Origin of the sequence: Microbacterium sp. ISL-103 (assembly GCF_018613995.1) — a bacterium.
Taxonomy (GTDB): Bacteria; Actinomycetota; Actinomycetes; order Actinomycetales; family Microbacteriaceae; genus Microbacterium.
Genome location: NZ_JAGGPD010000342.1, coordinates 1 through 2,510 on the forward strand (window position 1 = coordinate 1; position 2,510 = coordinate 2,510).

Here is a 2,510-nt window from a genome sequence, read left to right on the forward strand (position 1 = left end):
TTCGTCGGGCAGCTGCTGCTCACTCTCCTGACGCGGTCGCGACCGTCCGTTCGCAGTGACCGGGCCGTGTCCTGGTGGGACGTCGGAGGGTTCACTCTGTGGCATGGGCTCACGATCGCGGTCGGATTCTTCATCGACGGCGCGTTCGGATGGCTTCTGACGGCCGCGATCGTCGTCGGCATCGGGCTCGTGTGGCTGCAGCTGTGGCAGCTGTGGAACGAGGCCAAGGGAAGCGGCGCGCGGTTGCGCGAGACCATCGCCTGGTCGACGGTGCCGGGCGTCGATGAGCCGACGCCCGAAACGCGGGCGCCCGAGGTGTTCGTCGTCCGAGAGAGCGACGCGCGCGACTGAGATCCTCACTCGCGACGTTTTGGTGCACTGCCGCATCCATGGCAGAATGAGTGTTTGTGCCGTGACCGGTTCTGCCTCAGGGGATCCCGCGGACGCTTCGGCTCCGTTCAGCACACATCCATTCTTGTTCCTTCCAAAATCATGCATCCGACCTGAGGCGAGTGCAGAGAGAGACGATCATGCAGATCCTCGACGCCGTCGACGCAGCCTCGCTGCGCTCAGACGTTCCCGTCTTCCAGCCCGGTGACACGGTCAACGTGCACGTGAACATCACCGAGGGCAGCCGCTCTCGTATCCAGGTCTTCAAGGGTGTCGTCATCGGCCGCCAGGGCGATGGTGTGCGCGAGACCTTCACCGTCCGCAAGATCAGCTTCCAGGTGGGCGTCGAGCGTACCTTCCCGGTCCACTCCCCGGTGATCGACCACATCGAGGTCGTCACCCGTGGTGACGTGCGCCGCGCGAAGCTGTACTACCTCCGCCAGCTGCGGGGCAAGAAGGCGAAGATCAAGGAGAAGCGCTTCAACTGACGCGCAGGTTCTCCACAGCACCCCGGGACACGATGTCCCGGGGTGCTGTGTTCTCCCCGGGGTGTGCGACCCTTGTTAGTGCCGTCCACGAGCGGTGCGAGACTGTGAAGGAACCTGATGACGACTGACTCCGCCGCCGCGTCCACGCCTCCGACGAAGCGGCGTCGCGGATTCCTGGTCTTCCTGCGCGACGTCCTCGTGATCATCGTCATCGCCGCACTGGTGTCGTTCGTGGTCAAGACCTTCGTCGTGCGCTCGTTCTACATTCCCTCCGCCTCCATGGAACGCACCCTTCTCGTGAAGGACCGCATCCTCGTCGACGAGCACACCCCACGTTGGACCGGCTACGAGCGGGGCGACGTGGTGGTCTTCAAGGATCCGGGCGGCTGGCTGGACGCAGTTCCGCAGACCCCGGCGCAGCCCCCTCTGATCGAGGCTCTCGACTGGGCCCTCAATGTCGTCGGCATCTCGGCGACGGATTCGCAGGACCACCTGGTCAAGCGCGTGATCGGGCTGCCGGGGGATCACGTCGTCTGCTGCAACGCACTCGGACAGATCACGATCAACGGAGCGCCGATCGACGAGCTGAGTTACCTCAACCTGCCCAACGGCGACACAGCGGCATCGAACGAGCCGTTCGACGTCGTCGTTCCCGAAGGATCGCTCTGGATGCTCGGCGACAACCGCGACCGGTCGCGGGACTCGCGAGCGCATCAAGACCTCCCGAGTGGCGGGTTCGTGCCCCTCGAGAACGTCGTCGGACGCGCATTCCTCACTACGTGGCCCTTCGATCGCATGGGCGCGATCGACGGCCACCACGACAGCTTCAACGGCGTGCCGGACGCGGAATGACGGCCGTCGCGCCGAAGCTCACGCTGGAGCGCCGGCTCCTGAGCGAGTGCGACCTCGTCATCTCCCTCGATGAGGTCGGCCGGGGGGCACTGGCCGGTCCTGTCGCGGTCGGAGCCGCGGTGATGGACGCCGCCGGTTCCCGACGTCGTGTGCCCGAAGGGCTCAGAGATTCGAAGCTCGTCACCGAGAAGCGTCGCCCCGATGTCGCCGCCAGGGCCGCTGCCTGGGTGCAGGCATCCGGGGTCGGGTGGGCGAGTGCGGCGGAGGTCGACGAGGTCGGCATCATGCGGGCTCTCGGACTCGCCGCCTCTCGAGCCGTTCAGAGCGTGGTCGATCAGGGTGTGGCGGTGGCCGGAGCGGTCGTGATTCTGGACGGCAACCACGACTACGTCTCGGCGGTCCACCCGGTGGCGCTGCAGGTCCGCCCGGTGATCAAAGCCGACCGCGACTGTGCGTCCGTATCGGCGGCCTCGGTGATCGCGAAAGTGGCGCGCGACACCTATATGGCAGAGCTGCACGAAGGGCATCCCGCGTATCAGTGGAACCGGAACAAGGGGTACGCGAGCCTCGAGCATCGTGACGCGATCCGCAGTCTCGGCCTTTCGCCGCACCACCGCGCATCGTGGGCGATCGCCGATGTCCCGACGCTCTTCTGGGCGTCCGTTCCGAGCGTGCGTGCGGCATTGACGAGCCGTCGACTCTAGGATGGACACATCATGGATGAGGAAGCCTTCGACGACTACGACCGCGAGCTAGAGCTGGCGCTGTTCCGCGAATATC

4 protein-coding genes are annotated in these 2,510 nt (G+C 65.9%); all 4 read left to right on the forward strand.

Annotation, left to right across the window (positions count from 1 at the left end; translation table 11 throughout):
• On the forward strand, positions 1–351 hold a 351-nt coding region (locus J7E68_RS12760), incomplete at its 5' end, for an MFS transporter permease (protein WP_215173160.1).
• A 179-nt stretch (positions 352–530) separates the two neighbouring features.
• The gene (gene rplS / locus J7E68_RS12765; RefSeq protein ID WP_215173167.1) at positions 531–878 is read left to right on the forward strand and encodes a 50S ribosomal protein L19; all 348 of its coding nucleotides are present in this window, start codon (positions 531–533) and stop codon (positions 876–878) included.
• 117 nt (positions 879–995) lie between these two features.
• A complete protein-coding gene (gene lepB, locus J7E68_RS12770) occupies positions 996–1,730 on the forward strand; it encodes a signal peptidase I (RefSeq protein WP_215173169.1) in 735 nt (244 codons plus the stop codon).
• Positions 1,727–2,434, forward strand: a complete 708-nt coding sequence (locus J7E68_RS12775) for a ribonuclease HII (RefSeq protein ID WP_215173171.1) — start codon at positions 1,727–1,729, stop codon at positions 2,432–2,434. The genes lepB and J7E68_RS12775 overlap by 4 nt, the downstream gene beginning before the upstream one ends.
• Positions 2,435–2,510: the final 76 nt, after the last annotated feature.